This window comes from Stenotrophomonas sp. B2 (assembly GCF_014947095.1).
Taxonomy (GTDB): domain Bacteria; phylum Pseudomonadota; class Gammaproteobacteria; order Xanthomonadales; family Xanthomonadaceae; genus Stenotrophomonas; species Stenotrophomonas maltophilia_P.
The window spans coordinates 346821-363782 of record NZ_JADCQA010000001.1; the positions used below are offsets into that span (position 1 = coordinate 346821).

Annotated in this window: 14 protein-coding genes; 5 read left to right on the forward strand and 9 right to left on the reverse strand. The window is 68.4% G+C overall.

The features are described from left to right. Positions 1 to 14: 14 nt before the first annotated feature. From IMX13_RS01670 to IMX13_RS01680, 3 genes are all read right to left on the reverse strand, one after another. Complete coding sequence (locus IMX13_RS01670) at positions 15 to 1679, reverse strand: GGDEF domain-containing protein (protein ID WP_193395612.1); 1665 nt, start codon at positions 1677 to 1679, stop codon at positions 15 to 17. A gap of 108 nt (positions 1680 to 1787) precedes the next feature. Beyond that, positions 1788 to 4211, reverse strand: coding sequence for an EAL domain-containing protein (locus tag IMX13_RS01675; protein WP_065174677.1), 2424 nt, complete (start codon positions 4209 to 4211; stop codon positions 1788 to 1790). A 149-nt stretch (positions 4212 to 4360) separates the two neighbouring features. After that, on the reverse strand, positions 4361 to 6295 hold the full coding sequence (locus tag IMX13_RS01680) for a DEAD/DEAH box helicase (protein ID WP_193395613.1): 1935 nt from the start codon (positions 6293 to 6295) through the stop codon (positions 4361 to 4363). Between the two features lie 267 nt (positions 6296 to 6562). On the opposite strand from IMX13_RS01680, the gene IMX13_RS01685 reads away from it, so the two are divergent. Further along, on the forward strand, positions 6563 to 6784 hold the full coding sequence (locus tag IMX13_RS01685; protein WP_014036469.1) for an RNA-binding S4 domain-containing protein: 222 nt from the start codon (positions 6563 to 6565) through the stop codon (positions 6782 to 6784). An 11-nt stretch (positions 6785 to 6795) separates the two neighbouring features. Here IMX13_RS01685 and ubiM read toward each other — a convergent pair whose 3' ends face one another. The 4 genes from ubiM to IMX13_RS01705 all read right to left on the reverse strand — a co-directional run bounded on the left by ubiM (position 6796) and on the right by IMX13_RS01705 (position 10232). After that, positions 6796 to 7974 (reverse strand): 5-demethoxyubiquinol-8 5-hydroxylase UbiM, encoded by a 1179-nt coding sequence (gene ubiM / locus IMX13_RS01690; protein WP_193395614.1) that lies wholly within the window; start codon positions 7972 to 7974, stop codon positions 6796 to 6798. Between the two features lie 80 nt (positions 7975 to 8054). Continuing rightward, entirely contained in the window at positions 8055 to 8444 is a 390-nt protein-coding gene (locus IMX13_RS01695; protein WP_053518762.1) for an MAPEG family protein, read from the reverse strand. Positions 8445 to 8455: 11 nt separating this feature from the next. After that, complete coding sequence (locus IMX13_RS01700) at positions 8456 to 9010, reverse strand: DUF4019 domain-containing protein (protein ID WP_193395615.1); 555 nt, start codon at positions 9008 to 9010, stop codon at positions 8456 to 8458. A 58-nt stretch (positions 9011 to 9068) separates the two neighbouring features. After that, complete coding sequence (locus IMX13_RS01705; protein ID WP_193395616.1) at positions 9069 to 10232, reverse strand: hypothetical protein; 1164 nt, start codon at positions 10230 to 10232, stop codon at positions 9069 to 9071. 160 nt (positions 10233 to 10392) lie between these two features. On the opposite strand from IMX13_RS01705, the gene IMX13_RS01710 reads away from it, so the two are divergent. From IMX13_RS01710 to IMX13_RS01720, 3 genes are all read left to right on the forward strand, one after another. Continuing rightward, entirely contained in the window at positions 10393 to 11871 is a 1479-nt protein-coding gene (locus IMX13_RS01710; protein ID WP_193395617.1) for a DNA-3-methyladenine glycosylase 2, read from the forward strand. After that, on the forward strand, positions 11868 to 12359 hold the full coding sequence (locus IMX13_RS01715; protein ID WP_180875687.1) for a methylated-DNA--[protein]-cysteine S-methyltransferase: 492 nt from the start codon (positions 11868 to 11870) through the stop codon (positions 12357 to 12359). Before IMX13_RS01710 ends, IMX13_RS01715 begins: the two co-directional genes overlap by 4 nt. A 107-nt stretch (positions 12360 to 12466) precedes the next feature. Next, on the forward strand, positions 12467 to 13717 hold the full coding sequence (locus tag IMX13_RS01720; protein ID WP_193395618.1) for an ectonucleotide pyrophosphatase/phosphodiesterase: 1251 nt from the start codon (positions 12467 to 12469) through the stop codon (positions 13715 to 13717). Between the two features lie 198 nt (positions 13718 to 13915). Here IMX13_RS01720 and IMX13_RS01725 read toward each other — a convergent pair whose 3' ends face one another. Both IMX13_RS01725 and IMX13_RS01730 read right to left on the reverse strand, forming a co-directional pair. Continuing rightward, positions 13916 to 14095, reverse strand: coding sequence for a 30S ribosomal protein THX (locus IMX13_RS01725; protein ID WP_004150462.1), 180 nt, complete (start codon positions 14093 to 14095; stop codon positions 13916 to 13918). Between the two features lie 110 nt (positions 14096 to 14205). Beyond that, complete coding sequence (locus IMX13_RS01730; RefSeq protein WP_053518754.1) at positions 14206 to 14619, reverse strand: MerC domain-containing protein; 414 nt, start codon at positions 14617 to 14619, stop codon at positions 14206 to 14208. Between the two features lie 134 nt (positions 14620 to 14753). Here IMX13_RS01730 and IMX13_RS01735 point away from each other — a divergent pair, with 134 nt between their 5' ends. After that, positions 14754 to 16943 carry a TonB-dependent receptor gene (locus IMX13_RS01735; protein WP_193395619.1) on the forward strand — a complete coding sequence of 730 codons (2190 nt, stop codon included), beginning with the start codon at positions 14754 to 14756 and terminating at the stop codon, positions 16941 to 16943. The last annotated feature ends 19 nt before the right edge of the window (positions 16944 to 16962 follow it).

Sequence of the window (16962 nt, forward strand, 5' to 3'; positions counted from 1 at the left end):
CCGCCCTGTCAGGTTCATGCCGGTGCGGGTGGATCCAGTTCTTCGCCGTCGAACACCCGGTTGCGGCCCGCGCGCTTGGCCACGTACATGGCATGGTCGGCCCGCCGCAGCAGCGCGGCCAGGTCGTCCTCGCCCGGCCGCCACTGGGCCAGGCCGATGCTGGCGGTCACCTCCAGCCCCGGCACCTGCAGGGCCTGGCAGGCCTCGGTGATGCGCTGGCGCAGGCGATCCAGCCGCGCCGCCGCCGCCTCGCGCGGCATCCCCGGCATCAGCAGCAGGAACTCCTCGCCGCCCATCCGCACCACCTGGTCCTGGCTGCGCACGGCGGCCCGCAGCGCACGGGCCACGGCGACCAGTACCTGGTCACCCACCTCATGCCCGTGGCGGTCGTTGATGTCCTTGAACAGATCAATGTCGAGGAAGCCGATCACCATCGGGCCACGCTCACGATCCACCCGTTCCAGATGATGGCCGAGCTCGCGCAGGCCGGCGCGGCGGTTGGGCAGCCCGGTCAGGCCGTCGGTCTCGGCCAGCTGGCGCATCTCGTCACGCTGCTGGCGCAGGCGTCCCAGCCGCAGGTTCAGGGCGTAGGCCGCCATCATCAGCAGCCAGGTGATCGCCAGCTGCAGCGCCTCCACCCGGTACTCCAGCAGCCACTCCGCAGCGCAGGCGTCGGCGCCGATCAGCACCAGCATCGGCGCCAGCGCCGCCAATCCAGCCAGTGCCCAGCGGTCGCCACGCCACCGCGCCCCTATCCCCATCAGCAGGGAGACGCCGCAGCCGGCCAGGTAGGTCACCTGCAGCCCCTGCGCGACCCATCCGAGCTGATCCCAGCGCAGCCACGGCACCAGCGCGGCTACGCCCAGCAGGGCGCACAGGACCATCTGCTGGAGCAGGCGTGACTTCGGCCACAACCGGTCGCCACCGTTCAGCCACCACAGGGCCGGCAGCACCAGTGCCTGGCTTGCTGCCGTCAGCGCCAGCAGCCACCAGGCGCCACGCGTGCCGACCGGCAGCCACGGCTCCGGATAACCGCTGAGGCCCCCGAGGATGGCCTGCCACAGCACCAGCACGCCGGTACCCGCGATGTACACCAGGAAGCTGCGATCACGGGTGGTCAGATAGGCCATCAGCGCCGACAGCGCCAAGGCCAGCGCCACCGCGATGCAGGCCGCGCGGACCAGCAGCCGCGCAGTGTCGTTCTGCTGCACCGGGCTGGGTGCGCCGAGCCGCAGCGTCGGTACCCAACGATCCTTCAGCGGCGTCTGCCACGAGACCAGGAATGGCTCGTGACTGCCGGCCGGCGGCACGGCAACCAGGCCCACGCCGGCACGGAAACGCGAGTCGCGGGTACGCGCGTCATGCATGTCCCCGCAGATCTCGCGGTCGCCGTGCCGTACCTGGACCTCGCCCGCGAACACATTGAACACATCCAGCGCCTGGGGTTCGCCCGACCAGCCCGCCGGCGGCGCCGGCACCCGCACCTGCTGGCGTGGCCCGGCCAGCATCTGCGCAGTACAGGCGCGATGGGGCGTAGGCTCGGCGGTGGCAACGCCCACCAGCAGGTAGTCGCGACCGTGCATCGCCGCACCGGCCTGCGCAGGCCACGGCATTGCCAACCACACCAGCAGCACGACCAGCACCACCCCAGTTCCGTACTGCCACTGCCTGACGACCACGCCACATCCTGTTCTGCTTACGCCCGCGCCCACTGCGCGTCGCCCCTGGCGTGCATTATCGCAGCCGTCCGTGGCATGCAGGTGTAGACAATCGTCGCGGACCAGCGTTCAGCCTGCGGCCGGCGGGCCTTTCACCGCCTTCAGCCTGACCGGCCGCAGGTCGGTCAGGGTCATCCGCTCCAACGGCTGCGGCCGCTCGATCGCATAGCCCTGCAGACCCTGCACGCCCAGCCGGGTCAGTGCCCCTGCCACTTCGCTGCTCTCCACCCACTCGGCCACGACCTCCATCTGCAGTTCGCGGCCCAGTTCGGTGATCGCGCGCACGGTCGCATGGCTGACCGGATCGACATCCATGTCGCGCACGAATGCGCCGTCGATCTTCAGCATGTCGGCCGGCAACTGGCGCAGGTACCCGAACGAGGACAGACCCGAGCCGAAATCGTCCAGCGCCAGCCGGCAGCCACGCGCCTTCACCGCATCGATGAACGCCCGCGCCTGGCTCAGATTGCTGATCGCGGCCGTCTCGGTGATCTCGAAGCAGAGCTTGGACGCCAGTACACGGTTACGCTCCAGCAGGTCGCAGACGAAGGCCAGGAAGCTGGGTTCGGCGATCGACTGTGCGGACACGTTGACGTTGCACAGGCCGAGCTGGCGCACATGCGCCGGGCATACCTGCAGGTGCCGGAACAGCAGGCCGAGCACATGCCGGTCCAATGTCACCGCCATGCCGTAGCGCTCCACGGCCGGCATGAACTGGCCGGGCAGATGCAGCGTGCCGTCGCTGTCGCGCATGCGTACCAGCACCTCGTAGTGCAGATAGCCCGGGTCACCCACCCGCGCGATGCGCTGCGCGTACAGCAGCATGCGGTTCTCGGCCATCGCCCGGCTCACGCCCTGCAGGCGCTCGGCCTCCAGGCGCCGTTCGTCCAGCGCCATGCGGTCCTCGTTGAAACAGTGCACGCGGTTGCGACCGGCCTGCTTGGCTGCGTAACAGGCACTGTCGGCTGCGCTCATCAGCCAGTTGACATCAGGGGCCTCCTGGCTGACCTCGACCACGCCGATGCTGCAGCTCAGCTGCAGGCTGCCTTCGCTGATCGGGAATGTGGCCTGGCCAAGATTGCGGATCACCCGCTGCAGCACGCGCTTGGCCTCATCCTGGCCCGCATGGGCCAGGAACACCGCGAATTCGTCGGCACCCAACCGGCCAACCCAGTCGCCCTCGCGCACGGCGGCGACCAGATAGTCGGCAAAACCGCGCAGCATCTGGTCGCCGGCGGCATGGCCGAAGCTGTCATTGACCAGTTTGAAATGGTCCAGATTGATGTAGCACAACGCATGCGTGCCCCCCTCGCTGCGCACCTGCAGCAGTGCACGCTCGAGCAGGCGCTCGATCTCGCGCCGGTTGATAAGGCCCGTCAGCGGATCGTGGCTGGCGTGGTGTTCGATCTCGCGGGCCAGCGCATGGTTCTGGCTGACATCCTCGACAATCGCGAACACCGACAGCCCGCCGCCGGTGTTGCGCACGCCGGTACCGCTCCAGCGCCCCCATACCAGGCTGCCGTCGCGACGGCGGAAGCGCAGCTCGCTCGGCCGCAGCTGCCGCTCCCAGTCGATCCGGCCAACACCGTCGATGACCAGCTCTCCTTCCATCAGCAGGTCACCCAGCGACATCTGCAACAGTGCGTCACGGCGATGGTCGAGGATGTCCGCCATCGCCTGGTTGGCTTCCAGCACCCGGCCGCCGGCATCAAGCTTCAGCATGCCGACATTGGCCTGGTAGAAGGCTGCGCGGAAGCGGCTTTCATGCTCCGTCAGATCCTTGCCGACCCGTCGCGCCAGGGCGACGGCCATCAGGCTGATCGCCAGCACCGACAGGCCGCCGACAACCAGGGTCGCCATCCTTACCGCGGCAGCCATCCGCAGCAGCGCCTGCGAAAACGCCTGCGCCTGCACCTGCAGCCGCCGGTCGAGATCACGGAGCTGCTGCAGGTACCGGTCGCGCGCGGCGACCGGCAGTGGACCGTCGGCATGACGATGCTGCAGTTCATCGACCAGCCGGTGCACGGCCATCAGGTCGCCGTCGGTCGCCCGCCAGAGGGCGGTCGCTTCGCGGAAGGCGCCGAGGTCACGGGCATGACGGAATGAAAAGATCAGCCGCGGCACATCGGCGCGCGCGTTGCCGCCCTGCAGGAAGCCCTGTCGGGCACGCTCGATATCCGGTCTCGGCTGCTCCAGCGCCAGGCGTCCCTGCAGGTCCCCCATCGGCACGCGCAGGGCCTGGCGGGCGTCTTCCAGATCGCGGGCATCCCCCCGCGCCAGGTAGCGGCTGAGAGCGGCCGTGGCGTCCTGCTGGCCACGCGACCAGTAGCCCTGGCCGGCGATCCACGCCGTCGAAGCCGCCTGCAGTTCCTGGATCAGCGCCGACAATGCGACCAGCCCGATCGCCATGCCCGTCAACAGCGCAAACCTCAGCCCCAGCCCACGGGACATGGGTACCCGGCGGCTGTGAATGTCCGTGCCACTCCTACCCATCCCGGATCCCCCCGAATGTGCTGCGGTGACAACCTCCCTTCGAACCGGCCCAGCCTATGACCCTGAATGTGTGGGCGGTGCGAAACCGGGGTCCACAAACGAGCAACGCCAGCCCGGGGGCTGGCGTTGTCGATCACGGCAGGTCTGGCTCAGTAGCTGCGCGGGCCGCGCGGCTTGAAGCCATCACGACGCGGCGGACGGCCGTCACGGTCGCCACCCGGACCACCCGGGCCACCTGGGCCGCCACGACGCGGGCCACCCGGGCCACCCGGACCCCGCTTGTCGAAGCGCGGCTTGAACGGACGCGGTGCCGGATTGATCTCTTCACCGGCAGCCAGCGGACGCATCTGCAGCTGCTGGCCGGACACCCACACCTTCTGCAGGTGGGTCAGCACGTCCTGCGGCATCTGCGCCGGCAGGTCCAGCAGCGAGAAGTCGTCGTGGATGTCGATGCGGCCGATGTAACGGCTTTCCAGGCCGGCTTCGTTGGCGATGGCGCCCACGATGTTCGCCGGCTTCACGCCATGCTGGTGACCAACCGAAATGCGGTAGGTCTCCATGCCCTGCTCCGGCGCACCGCGCGGCGGAACTTCACGGCGCGGACGCTGCTCGAAACCCCCTTCGGCGTCGTCACGGCGGGGACCACGCTCGAAGCGCGGGCCACGTTCGTTGCGGTCGAAGCGATCGCCACGCTCCGGACGGTCGCCCCGGTCGAAGCGCTCGCGCGGCGCACGCTCTTCCCGCGGGGCACGCACCGGCGGCTGCAGCAGGAACGGGGTGTCGCCCTGCAGCATCTTCGCCAGCGCGGCAGCAATTTCGATGGCCGGCACGTTCTGCTCGTTCTCGAAGCGCTCCAGAAGCTGGCGGTAGAAGTCCAGGCCGCCGGCCCCGAGCGTTTCGCTGATGCGCGAGGTGAACTTGTTGATGCGGGTATCGTTGACCGCTTCCACGCTCGGCAGCTGCATCTCTTCGATCGGCTGGCGGGTGGCGCGCTCGATCTGGCGCAGCATGCCCTTCTCGCGCGGGGTCGCGAACAGGATCGCCTCGCCGCTGCGGCCGGCACGACCGGTACGGCCGATGCGGTGCACGTAGCTTTCGGTGTCGTACGGAATGTCGTAGTTCAGCACGTGGCTGATGCGCTCGACGTCCAGGCCGCGGGCGGCAACGTCGGTGGCCACCAGGATGTCCAGCTTGCCTTCCTTCAGCATGGCGATGGTGCGCTCACGCTGGGCCTGCTGCATGTCGCCATTGATGGCGGCAGCGGCCAGGCCCCGGGCCTGCAGCTTGCTGGCCAGTTCTTCGGTACCGGCCTTGGTACGCGCGAAGATGATCATCGCGTCGAACGGCTCGACTTCCAGGATGCGGGTCAGCGCGTCCAGCTTGTGCATGCCGCTCACCCACCAGTAGCGCTGGCGGATGTTGGCCGAGGTGGTGGTCTTGGCCGCGATGGTGACCTCGACCGGGTCCTGCAGGTAGGTCTGCGCGATGCGGCGGATCTGCGGCGGCATGGTGGCCGAGAACAGGGCCACCTGGCGCTGCTCCGGCAGCTTCTTCAGCACGGCTTCGACGTCGTCGATGAAGCCCATGCGCAGCATTTCATCGGCTTCGTCCAGCACCAGGGTCTTCAGCTCGGACAGGTCCAGGGTGCTGCGGTCCAGATGGTCGATCACGCGGCCGGGGGTACCGACCACGATGTGCACGCCGCGGCGCAGGGCCGACAGCTGCTGGCCATACGGCTGGCCGCCGTACACCGGCAGCACGCGGAAGCCCGGGATCTTCGACGAATAGGACTGGAACGCTTCGGCGACCTGGATGGCCAGTTCGCGGGTCGGCGCAAGGACCAGCGCCTGGGGCTTGATCTGCTGCAGGTCGATGTTGGACAGTACGGGCAGTGCGAAAGCGGCGGTCTTGCCGGTACCGGTCTGCGCCTGGCCCAGCACGTCGCGGCCTTCCAGCATCGCCGGGATGGTGGCGGCCTGGATCGGCGACGGGGTTTCGTAGCCGATGGCGGTGACCGCCTGCATCACGGGCTCGGACAGGCCGAGCTGCGCGAACTGCAGCTGCGCTTGGGAATCTTGGGACATGGGGAACTCCGAAGGCACTGCCGTCTTCCTGGCAGTGCGATAAAAAAGGTGATGGTCCGCGCTTTGGGCGCCCTTCTTATCGCGTGCCCTGGCGCTGCTCGGTCGGAGGAGATTTCACTCGCTCAGAGCGGAATGATACCGCATTGATCCTGAACGAGGCGTACAGTTTTCCCTTCGCGTGCCGTCAGGCCCCGTGCTGGCGCACAATACGCGCCCTCTTCCCGGCCCGGCCGCTGGCCTGCGCCCCTTCCCAGGAACCCCCGCTCCATGCAGATTCTCGAATTCGACCTCGACGGTGACTACGTCGAACTCAAGCAGCTGCTCAAGCTGGCCGACCTGGTCACCAGTGGCGGCGAGGCCAAGATGGTCATCAGCGAGGGCCAGGTACGGGTCGACGGCGAAGTTGAACTGCGCAAGGCCTGCAAGATCCGCGCAGGCCAGGTGGTCGAATTCGCCGACAGCCAGATCCGGGTGCTGGCGGCCGGCTGATCTGATCCTGTTCAGGCCACGCGCTGGGTCAGGTGCGAGGCGATCAGCTGCCTGAACGGTGCCACGCCCTGGGCGACACGCAGGCCCGCTGCCCGCAGCAGCCGCGCCGGGCGCCGATCATCGGTGTACAGGCTGGCGATCGCATTGGTCGCCTCGTACAGCGGTCGCGCCGCCATCCGATGGCCACGCTGGTAGCTGGCCAGCATGCCGGCCGCGGCGATGTCTGCGCCGCGGCGCTGCTGGCCGGCGATGCCCCGCGCCAGGCGCTGGGCACTGGCCAGGCCCAGGTTGAAGCCATGGGCGGTGACCGGGTGCATGCCCACCGCGGCATCGCCGATCAGCGCCGAGCGCTCGCCTGCGAAATGGTGTGCATAGACACCCACCAACGGATAGGCCTGCGGCGTGGCGACCGGCTGCATGCCCCCCAGCCGATGCTCGAAGAAGCCGCTGATGGCCTCACCGAAGGCCACCTCATCCATCGCCAGCAGATCCTCGATCCGACGCGGGGGCAGCGTGATCACCGCAGATGCCTGGCCTTCATTGAGCGGCAGCAGCGCCATCGTACGACCATAGCCGAACCATTCCCACGCGGTGTGGTGATGGTCGCGTTCGACGTGCATGCGGCACACCAGCATCGACTTGCCGAAGTCGCGCATCTGCGCACCGATGCCGAGCATGCGCCGAGTTGCGGAGAAACGGCTGTCCGCGGCCACCAGCAACCGCGCATGCAGCCTGCTGCCGTCATCCAGCGCGACCACATGGCCCTGCGCATCGGCCTGCACGCCCTGCACCTTGCGCCCGTCGAACAGCTCCAGGCCGTCCTGGCGCTGCACCGCGTCCCACGCCGCACGGCGGATCAGATGATTGGGCACCAGCCAACCCAGCGGCTGGCCATCGACCTGGCTGCTGGCAAAGGTCAGAGCGAATGGCGAGCCGCCGTTCATCACCTTGGCATCGCGCAGTTCGGAAATCTCGGCCTCCGGCAGCCGTGCCCACAGCCCCAGCTGCTCCAGGCTCTGCCGCGACGCGTGGGTCAGCGCGATCTCACGGCCATCGAATGCCGCTTCGGCGAGCGCCTGACGTGGCTGCGCTTCGACCAGCCCGACCTGCAGCCCGCTGCCGGCCAGCGCGCGTGCGAAGCACAGTCCTGCCGGCCCCGCGCCGACCACCACCACATCCATCCTGCGCATGCGCGCCTCCCACCATCGATCCAGTCGCAGCCAGCATAGCGCCGCGCAGCTGACCGGCCTTGATCTGGATCAGGCCCGGCTCACAGCAGTGCGAACACCAGCGCCAGGATCGACAGCAGCGACACCAGCCACACCAGGCTGCGCACGTAGGGCACACCTGCGGCGTACAGCGGCAGGTAGACCACCCGTGCCCAGAAGTACGCCTGCGCGGCCAGTGCCGTGGTCTCGCTGCTGCGACCGGCCACCACCACCGCGATCGCGGCGGCGGCGAAGAACGGGAACGTCTCAAGGAAGTTGGACTGGGCCCGTTGCAGCCGCCCTGCCAGCGGGCTGAGTGGCCGGCCCTGTTCGTCGCGTGCCGACGCGTTCCACTTCATGCCCCGCTCGCGGGTCACCACCGTGGAGGTGGCGAAGATGTAGACAAACCCCAGCAGCGTCGACCACGCCAGCATTGTCAGTTCGGCCGCCATGCTGTTCTCCTTCAGGGTCCGGGTGCTCGCAGGCTGTAACCGGCCAGGCGCCAGACCTGGTCCTCATCGAAGCGGAACGAGACCAGTTCGCGCACGGGCTGCGCACTGTTGGCGAAGCGGGTCGGGAAGCTGACATTGATGTACAGGCCTTCGGGCACGGCGGCGCCGGCCGCGTACTTCACCCGGGTAATGGACGGTTGGCCGCGACCACTCAAGGCCCCCAGACGGGTGCGGTCGGCAGTCAGCTGGCTGATGAAGGCCGGCTTGGTCACCGCGCGCCGCGCTACGGCTGATGCGCCATCCCACAACTCGCCCGCGCGGTTGGCGTCGACCATCTGCGCGGCCCTCAGTGCGGCCGCCCCCATCTCCGCGTCCTGCTTCTGCACCTGCGCCTGCTGTGCCGGGCTGAGGGCCGGTGCGGGCGGCCGTGCCGCTGTCGCCGCTGGCGCGGCGGCCGGCGCACTCGGCGCCGGGCGCGCCGGCGCCGGAGCCGGCGTGGCGGGCGCGGGCACCTGGGCGAATGCAGCAAGCGGCAACAGGGACAGCAGCAGGAGCACGCGCTTCATGGACACCACCGGTTCATCGGAAGGAACCGCAGTCTACGCCAGCCGGGTGAGGCGTTTGTCAGCGCAGCGGCACGCTGCCCTGGGTTGCTTCGGCATCGGCCTGTGAGGCCTGGGTCTCCGTCTCCACTGCCGGCTGTTCCGCCACCGGAACCTGCGGCGGAGGAGACGGTGGCAGCGTGGCCACGTCGATCTCCGACAGCGGGCTCTCCTCGGGGCAGACCGGATCGGGGAAACCGAACCGCTGCTTGAGCGACTGGCCGCAGCTGTTGATCGATTCCATGTCCGCACCGTCGCGCTTGCACTGCTGGTCGAAGGCGATCAGGAACGCGTCCTTGCGCTGCACGAAATCGTCGCCACACGCGCGCATCTGTTTGATCCGTTCCAGGTCGTCCTGCACCGCATTGGTGCCATCCAGGCCGAACTGCCGCAGCTCCTCGGGGGTCAGCAGGCGCAGGCTGCGGTTGGGCACGGTCATCATCAGATCAGCAACGCCCACCGCCACACCGTTGCGCTGCAGATAATCCTTCACGTTGTCGTAGACCTCGTGCAGCTCGCGGTTGAGCTCGGCGCGCGAGGTCGCCTTGGAGCTGATGCGCATCATGCGGTGGATGCCGACCTTGCCGGTCAGCAGGCGGTTGTCGCCGGCCGCGAGAACGAACACGCAGGCGCTGTGGCAGATCGATCCTTCGCGCACCCAGATGGTCCAGCCCGATTCGCCGATGCTGTCGCCGGCAATGATCGCCGACTCGACCTGGCCACCACTGGAGTCGAGATCGAGGATGCGCTTGTGGATCTGCAGCGCGTCGGCCACCACGGCCAGGCGCCACATCATTTCGGCGAACCCGGGATTGATCTTGCCGTTGTAGCGCACCCGCAGCAGGCCACGCTCGGCGCACGGCTGCAGCGCCTGGCTGATCTGCTCGCGCTGCAGCCCGTCCAGCTCCACGCCGTCGCCGCCTTCGGCCGCGTAATCGGTGCTGCAGCTGACCCAGGCCCGGCCGTTCTCCAGCTGCGCCTGCGGCCACGGCCGATCCGCGCGGCTGCGCGGCGGGGGCGGCGGTGGTGGGGCGTCGGCGGCGTTGATCGACACCATGTTGTCGCCATCGCTGGCCGGTGCCCGTGCCGCCTTGTCAGCCGCGGTCACGTTGCCCGGATTCTCCAACTGGCTGCAGCCCGCAAGGGCCAGGCACAACAGGGGCAACCAGCGGATCAAGGCGGACATCGGGCAACCGGATTTCGCAGGAACAAGGATCACAGTCTACCTGCCCGGCGCGCGCATTCAGCACGTGGCACTGAACCGGTTCTGACCCCGGATCGCGACCCGCTGCATCCATGTCCGAATCCGGCGAGTATCCGCCACATGAGCGGCCTAGACTGGGCGCATGAACACCGCCCTCGTCCTCGACACCGCTGCCTGCGACCGTGCCCGCCTCGCCCGTGACGCGCGCTTTGATGGCGTGTTCTTCACCGCCGTGCGCAGCACCGGCATCTACTGCCGGCCGGTCTGCCCGGCGCCGCCGCCGAAGCCGCGCAACATCACCTATTTCCCGAGCGCGGCCGCAGCCACTGCCGCCGGTTACCGGCCCTGCCTGCGCTGCCGTCCCGAACTGGCGCCGCAGGCACAGCAGGCGCTGGCCGGCCAAGCCGTGCAGCGGTCGCTGGCGTTGATCCACGGCGGCTTCCTGCAGGAGCAGCCGGTTGCCGGACTGGCTGCGAAGATCGGCCTCAGCGCACGCCAGCTGCAGCGCCTGTTCGTGGAGCACCTGGGCGCCACGCCCGGCCAGATCCACGCCACCCACCGCCTGCTGCTGGCCAAGCAGCTGCTGACCGAAACCACCCTGCCGGTCACCGACGTTGCGCTCGCGGCGGGCTACAACAGCCTGCGCCGCTTCAACACCGCCTTCCTGCAGGGCTGCGGGATGGCGCCGACCACGCTGCGCCGCCAACACGTCCCGCTGGCCGCCGATGACGGTGGCCTGGTGCTGCGCCTGGGCTACCGGCCTCCGCTGGATTTTCCGCGCATGCTGGCGTTCCTGCGCAAGCGCAGCCTGCCGGGCATCGAACTGATCGGCGACGACAGCTACCAGCGCGTGCTCGGCACGCCTGAACGACCCACCCTGCTGCGGGTGACGGCTGATCCGAAGCGGCCGGAACTGCGCCTGCAGTTGGGTGCGGTCGATCCGCGGCTGATACCGGACATCGTGCGACGCGTGCGGCGGGTATTCGATCTCGATGCCGACCTGCAGCAGGTGCATGCCGCGCTCGGTGAAGAGCCGCTGCTGGCGCGCGGCATCGCCGAACGCCCTGGCCTGCGCGTGCCGGGCGGCTGGGATGGCTTCGAGGTGGCGGTGCGTGCCGTGCTCGGCCAGCAGGTCAGCGTTGCGGCGGCGACCACCTTCGCGCGCCGGCTGGTCGACGCGCATGGCGCCCACCTGCCGGGCATGCCGACGGAGTTCGACCGCCAGTTCCCCTCTCCCTCGGTATTGGCGGACGCCCCTCTGGAATCGATCGGTCTGCCACGCAGCCGCGCCGCCACCGTGCGCGCACTGGCCGCAGCCTGCGTCAGTGGCCAGCTCGACTTCGGGCCCGGCCAGGCACTGGAGGAATTCGTCGCCCGCTGCGTGGCCCTGCCCGGCATTGGCCCGTGGACGGCGCAGTACATCGCCCTGCGCGGCCTGGGCCAGCCCGACGCGTTTCCTGCAGGTGACCTGGTGCTGCAGCAGGTGCTCGGCCATGCCCAGGGGCAGCGCCTGAGCGAACGCGCCACCGAAGCGCGATCCCAGCCCTGGCGCCCCTGGCGCTCGTATGCGGTGCTGCATCTGTGGCATCTGTCCGGCACGTTCGTTGGAGAACCGACATGACGTTGTTGTTCGACCGTTTTGACAGCCCGATCGGCGAGCTCACCATCGCCGGTGACGAACGTGGCCTGGCCCACGTGCTGTTTCCTGAAAACCGCCACCCCGCGCGCGGACGCAGCGACTGGCACAATGCGCCCGGCGCGTTTCCCGAGGCCCGCGAACAGCTGCTGCAGTACCTGCATGGCGAACGCAGCACATTCGATCTGCTGCTGGCACCGCGCGGCACCCCGTTCCAGCTGCGCGTTTGGCAGGCTCTGGCGTTGATACCGTTCGGCCAGACCTGGAGCTACCTGCAGCTGGCGCAGCACCTGGGCCAGCCCAGCGCGACGCGCGCGGTCGGCGCCGCCAACGGCCGCAATCCCCTGCCGATCATCCTGCCCTGCCATCGCGTGATCGGCAGCAACGGAGCGCTGACCGGTTTCGGCGGCGGGCTGGAGACCAAGGCAGCACTGCTGCGGCTTGAGCAACGCCAGGTACCGCTGTTCGCCTGATGGGAGATCGGGGTCAGATCCTTTTCCCGTGGGAAAGGGATCTGACCGCGGACGGTCCTGGCACGCCGTGTCTTGGGCGCGTCATTACCTCGCACTATGATGGGCGGATGACTTCCGTACGCCTGACCTGCGCGCTGGCGCTGCTGCTGCCGTTGGCCGCCTGCACCACCGCACCCGCCCCGACCGCCACCGTCTCCACGCCTGCGGCAACGGCCGCACCGCCGAAGCTGCTGCTGATCTCCATCGATGGCCTGCGTGCCGACGCGCTGGACCGCGGGCTGACTCCGAACCTGCAGCGGATGATCGACAGCGGCGTGCGCGCACGCTGGATGACGCCCTCCTATCCCTCGCTGACCTTCCCCAACCACTACACCATCGTGACCGGTCTGCGCCCTGACCATCACGGCATCATCCACAATGCGATGGACGACGCATCGCTGGGCAGTTTCGCGCTGAGCAACCGCGAGGCGGTCACCCGCAGCGACTGGTGGGGCGGCGAACCGATCTGGGTCAGCGCGGAGAAAGCCGGCGTGCGTTCCGCGACCTGGTCCTGGCCGGGCAGCGAAGCGGAGATCAAGGGCGTGCGCCCCAGCCAGTGGCTGGCGTATAACGACAAGGAACCGTTCGAGCAACGTGTGCAGACCGTACTGGGCTGGCTGGCACGCAGCGATGCCGAGGCGCCGCGCCTGGCCACGCTGTACATGGAACACGTCGACAAGGCCGGGCATCACCATGGGCCGCAGTCGCAGCAGTACACGGCAGCCATCGTGCGGGCCGACCAGGTTGTCGGCCAGGTGCTCGACGGACTGCAGCAGCGTGGCCTGACATCCACCACCAATGTGATCGTGGTTTCCGATCACGGCATGGCCGCGGTGGGCGACGGCCAGGTGATCGCCACCGAGTCGATGGTGGACCCGGCCATCGCACGCAACGTCAGCCAGGGCCAGTCGGTCGGCTTCGCGCCGGTCGCGGGGCGTGAAGCCGAGGCCGAACGTGCCCTGCTCGGCCGCCATGCCCACTACGAATGCTGGAAGAAGGAGAACCTGCCTGCGCGCTGGCATTACGGCACGCATCCACGCATACCCGCCATCGTCTGCCAGATGGATGAAGGCTGGGACGCGCTGACCCGGGACTGGATCGCCAGGCGCGATCGTCGCGACGGCGGCTCGCACGGCTACGATCCGGCGCTGCCGTCGATGCGTGCGGTGTTCCTGGCGAGCGGCCCGTCGTTCCGTCAGGGGCTGCTGATCGACGGCTTCGACAACGTCGATGTCTATCCGCTGCTGGCGCACCTGCTGCAGGTTCCAGCCGCGCCGAACGACGGCAATGCCGAGACACTGAAGCAGACGCTGCGTTGATCGGGCGTCTCCGCCGGGCATGGCCCGGCGCTACCACGGCAATGGGGCGTCGGATGTCTCCGCCGGGCATGGCTCGGCGCTACCGTGCCAATGTGGGTAGCGCCGGGCCATGCCCGGCGAACGCGGCGGCCGCAACGACACGCATAAAAAAACGCGGCGCCAGGCGCCGCGTTCTTCGTTGACCCATCGGCCGGCCGATCAGGCCTTGGCGACGGCCTTCTTCGCCACGGCCTTCTTCGCCGGAGCCTTGGCCACGGTCTTCTTGGCGACCGGGGCAGCGGCGCCTACGGCGACCTTGCTCGCGGTGTGCGAACGGGCGTTGCCGTAGCTGGCGTTGTAGCGCTTGCCCTTGGCGGTCTTGCGGTCACCCTTACCCATGTCTTCAACTCCTCAAATGTGAAATCTGGTTACCCCGTGCTGACACGGGTTCGGCGGGGCCGCCTTGCTGGACGCCCCCGCGCACGATCGGAAAGCCTATCACGGAGCGCCTAGTGCGCGCAGCTGGCGTCGTGTACGTGGCTGTGGTTGAGCCGCAGATTGACCAGATGGGCAACGCCGACCAGCAGACCGCCAATGGTCATCACCACCGCGTGCGGCACGGCATTGTGATGCAGCGGGTCGTACAGAACCCCAGCCCACAGCGCGACCAGCCCGGGAATCAGGAACGCCAGCGCGCGCAGGGCGCCATGCCGGCGGTAGCCCCAGACAAGGCTGAACAGACCCAGCAGGGTCACGAACACGACCAGCGCCTGTTCAACGCCATCGCTGAGCCAGAACGACAGGCCCAGCGAAGGCGCTGCGGCCAGCAGCACCGGAATCACCGCACAGTGCACTGCGCACAGCATCGATCCGGTGGCACCGAAACGGTCGAGCAGATGGCGCAGGTGGGAGGAGAGGGACATGACTTCCAGCAGGGTCGGCGAATCGTTATGGAATAATATAACATCCCTTCCTGGTCCGCACGATCTCCTCTCCCCCTGTCCCGCGACGGGATACGTGCGCTTCACAATTGATACACAGTAACAAGGATTTCTCGATGCCCGCCCCTTCCCTGCGGTTCAAGCCGCACACCCTCGCCCTGGCGCTCGCCGCGCTGCTGCCGTCCGCCGCATTCGCCGCAGGCGACGACGATGCGCACCGTGACCGCCACCTGACCGAGCTGTCGTCGGTGCAGGTCACCGCCTCGCCGCTGCAGGGCGACGCCGAGTCGCTGGCGCGGCCGGTCGAAGTGCTCGCCGGCGAGCGCCTGGACGAACAGAAGGCAGGCACCCTCGGCGATACGGTGGCCAAGCTGCCGGGCGTGCAGAGCACCTTCTTCGGCCCCGGTGTCGGTCGTCCGATCATCCGCGGCCAGGAAGGCCCGCGGGTGGCCGTGCTGTCCAACGGCATGGGCAACATGGATGCCTCCACCGTCAGCGCCGACCATGCCACCAGCATCGAGCCGTTCCTGGCTGATCAGATCGAAGTGCTGAAGGGTCCGGCGACACTGCTGTTCGGCAGTGGTGCGATCGGCGGCGCGGTCAACGTCGTCGATGGCCGCATCGCCCGCGAGCTGCCCGACCGTCCGCTCAGCGGCCGCGCTGAACTGCGCGGCAACTCCGTCAATGACGAACGCAGTGGCATGTTCCGCCTCGACGGCGTCAGCGGCAACGTCGTGCTGCATGTCGACGGCCTGGTGCGCAACGGCGACGACTACCGCATTCCCGGCTACGCGGTGATCGACAGCCTGGAAGACCACCACGAAGACCATGACCACGACCACGCGGGCGAGGAAGGCGACGAGCCGCGCCGTGGCCGCCTGGACAACAGCTCCATCCGCACCCGGGCCGGTGGTGTGGGTGCCACCTGGCTGGGCGAGGGCGGCTACTTCGGCGTGTCGGCCAGCACCTATCGCACCAACTATGGCATCCCCAATGGCGCCCACGTCCACGCGGACGGCGACGATCATGATCACGGCGAGGAGGAGGAAGGCGGCGACGAGCATGACGTACGCATCGACATGGTGCAGAACCGCTTCGAGACCAAGGCCGGCATCTACAACCCGGTCTCGTTCCTGAAGAACATCAATGCCCGCGTGGCCTACACCGACTACGAGCATGTCGAGCTGGAGGCCGGCACGCCCTCCACACGCTTCACTAACCGCGGCATCGAAACCCGCCTGGAAGCCGTACAGCAGCAGGTCGGTGGCTGGGACGGCGCCTTCGGCGTGCAGTTCGGCAACAGCGATTTCGGCGCCAAGGGCGAAGAAGCATTCGTGCCGGACACCGGAACGAAAAACATCGGCCTGTTCGTGCTGCAGGAGAAGCAGTTCGGCCCGTTCAAGCTCGAACTCGGCGGCCGCCACGACCAGGTCAAGCTGGACCCGACCGGCGATTACCGCCGCCGGCAGTTCGATGCCACCAATCTGTCCGCGGCCGGCATCTGGAAGCTCAACGACGCGGTCGACCTGCGCATCGGCGTGGACAGCTCCGAACGTGCCCCCACCAATGAAGAGCTGTATGCCGCTGGCGCGCACATTGCCACCCGCTCGCTGGAAATCGGCGACGCCAACCTGAAGACCGAGCGCGGCCAGCGTGTCGAGCTGGGCATCCACACCCACAGCGATCGCCTGGACTTCTCCGCCTCGATCTACCAGACGAAGTTCAAGGACTTCATCTACCTGGCCGACACCGGCGTCACCGAAGGCCTGCCGGTGCGTGCATGGACGCAGCAGGATGCGGTGTTCAAGGGTGCCGAGGCGGAAGCCCTGGTGCATCTGTTCGAAGGCGTCGCAGGCGACTGGGATCTGCGCCTGTTCGGCGATTACGTGCAGGCCAAGCTGGACGGCAACGGCAGCCGCAACCTCGACATCGCGGTGCCGCACGGTGACCACAACCACAACTACACCGTGGAGCTGGCCAACACCGGCTACCTGCCGCGCATCGCCCCGGCCCGCGTTGGTGCCGACCTGCGCTGGGCGAAGGACGGCTGGCGCGCGTCGGTGGGCGCCGTGCGTTACAGCCGGCAGAAGGACGTGGCGCAGAACGAAGAGCCGAGCGACGGCTACACCCTGGTCGATGCGCACCTGGCCTACCGCTGGGATCGCAACGACAGCAACAGCTATGAGGTGTTCCTGGATGGCAGCAACCTGACCAACCGTGAAGTGCGCCCGCACACCTCGCTGCTGCGCGACTACTCGCCGCTGCCGGGCCGCGGTGTCGCATTCGGCATCCGTGCGTACTTCTGACCCGTCCAGCAGCAGGACG

What these genes read in the sequence shown, in the direction of transcription:
- IMX13_RS01685 (WP_014036469.1), top strand. Translation starts at nt 6,563, where the DNA reads ATGCAGATTCTCGAATTCGACCTCGACGGTGACTACGTCGAACTCAAG.
- IMX13_RS01730 (WP_053518754.1), bottom strand. Translation starts at nt 14,619, where the DNA reads ATGTCCCTCTCCTCCCACCTGCGCCATCTGCTCGACCGTTTCGGTGCC.
- IMX13_RS01735 (WP_193395619.1), top strand. Translation starts at nt 14,754, where the DNA reads ATGCCCGCCCCTTCCCTGCGGTTCAAGCCGCACACCCTCGCCCTGGCG.
- IMX13_RS01710 (WP_193395617.1), top strand. Translation starts at nt 10,393, where the DNA reads ATGAACACCGCCCTCGTCCTCGACACCGCTGCCTGCGACCGTGCCCGC.
- IMX13_RS01680 (WP_193395613.1), bottom strand. Translation starts at nt 6,295, where the DNA reads ATGTCCCAAGATTCCCAAGCGCAGCTGCAGTTCGCGCAGCTCGGCCTG.
- IMX13_RS01725 (WP_004150462.1), bottom strand. Translation starts at nt 14,095, where the DNA reads ATGGGTAAGGGTGACCGCAAGACCGCCAAGGGCAAGCGCTACAACGCC.
- IMX13_RS01675 (WP_065174677.1), bottom strand. Translation starts at nt 4,211, where the DNA reads ATGGGTAGGAGTGGCACGGACATTCACAGCCGCCGGGTACCCATGTCC.
- ubiM (WP_193395614.1), bottom strand. Translation starts at nt 7,974, where the DNA reads ATGCGCAGGATGGATGTGGTGGTGGTCGGCGCGGGGCCGGCAGGACTG.
- IMX13_RS01715 (WP_180875687.1), top strand. Translation starts at nt 11,868, where the DNA reads ATGACGTTGTTGTTCGACCGTTTTGACAGCCCGATCGGCGAGCTCACC.
- IMX13_RS01705 (WP_193395616.1), bottom strand. Translation starts at nt 10,232, where the DNA reads ATGTCCGCCTTGATCCGCTGGTTGCCCCTGTTGTGCCTGGCCCTTGCG.
- IMX13_RS01720 (WP_193395618.1), top strand. Translation starts at nt 12,467, where the DNA reads ATGACTTCCGTACGCCTGACCTGCGCGCTGGCGCTGCTGCTGCCGTTG.
- IMX13_RS01700 (WP_193395615.1), bottom strand. Translation starts at nt 9,010, where the DNA reads ATGAAGCGCGTGCTCCTGCTGCTGTCCCTGTTGCCGCTTGCTGCATTC.
- IMX13_RS01695 (WP_053518762.1), bottom strand. Translation starts at nt 8,444, where the DNA reads ATGGCGGCCGAACTGACAATGCTGGCGTGGTCGACGCTGCTGGGGTTT.